Genomic DNA, 1,068 nt, shown 5'->3' with positions numbered 1-1,068 from the left:
GTCGCGAACGCGAACGCCCGGCCGGTGCGGCCCGCCCAGAGCCGGTCGGCGACGTCGCGGTCGTCGAGGGCGTGCTCGGGCTGCACGCTCGCGACCAGGCCGAGCCCGGCGAAGCGGGGCACGTCGTCGCCGATGAGCAGCTGGGCGTGCTCGACCCGCCCGCGGGCCCCGGTCCCGGCGAACGCGTCGAGGACCAGGGTGTTGGCGTGGTCGCCGATGGCGTGCAGGGCCGCGGTGAGCCCACCCGCGTGCGCCCGGGCCAGCAGCGGCCGCAGCTGTGCCGGCGGGACCAGCAGCAGCCCGCACGGGTGCTCGAGGGGATTCTCCGGCGGCGCGGGGTAGGGGTCGTAGCAGTAGGCGGTGCGGGTGTTGAGCGACCCGTCGGTGATCACCTTCAGCGGGCCCGCGGTGAGCAGGCCCCCGGTGCCCTCGACGACGTCGCCGCTGCGCAGCCCGGTGGCCAGGGCGTCGTCGAGGCGGTCGGGCCACACCGACGCCTCGACCCGCAGCCCGGTCGTGCCGCCGGCGATCCGGCGCCGCCAGTCCGGCAGCGACCACGGCGCCTCGAAGTCGACGACGCCGACCACCCCGCGCGCCGAGGCCGCGGTGACGGCGTCGGCGACGAACCCGTCGTGGGCCTCGGTCGGTGCGTCCTGGAGCGCGGGGGAGACGACGGCGAAGAACTCCGACTCCCGGATCCGGCCGGTCGGGTGCCCGCCGTGCCCGAAGCGGGCCAGCGCGGCGCCGTTGAGCCACCCCTGGTGCAGGTCCCCGGACACCAGCACGACCGGGGTGTCACCGGTGACCGGGTCGAGCAGCGAGCGGTGCGCCTCGTCGGGCCACAGCGCGTCGCGGAACCCGAACCCGACCAGCACCTCACCGGCGGCGGGCGGTGCGGTCGCCATCCGGGCCGCGACGAGTGCCACGGCGTCGGCGGCCGAGCGGGCGCCGGACACGTCGAGCCTGCGGCGGGCCAGCGCCCACTGCGCCATGTGCACGTGGTGGTCCCACAGTCCGGGGAGCAGCGCCCGCCCGTCGCACCCGACCACCTCGGCGCCGCCCGGGTCG

The 1,068-nt window shown here is 77.6% G+C and carries 1 protein-coding gene; it reads right to left on the bottom strand.

The window, feature by feature from the left end; all coding sequences use genetic code 11:
* Positions 1 to 1,068 (bottom strand): amidohydrolase family protein (locus tag GTW08_RS05710; RefSeq protein ID WP_161151516.1); only part of this gene is annotated, 1,068 nt, incomplete at both ends.

Source organism: Pseudonocardia sp. SID8383, assembly GCF_009864975.1.
Lineage (GTDB): Bacteria > Actinomycetota > Actinomycetes > Mycobacteriales > Pseudonocardiaceae > Pseudonocardia > Pseudonocardia alni.
Note: the sequence above shows the minus strand (reverse complement) of the source record. Positions and strands in the feature narration are given on the sequence as shown.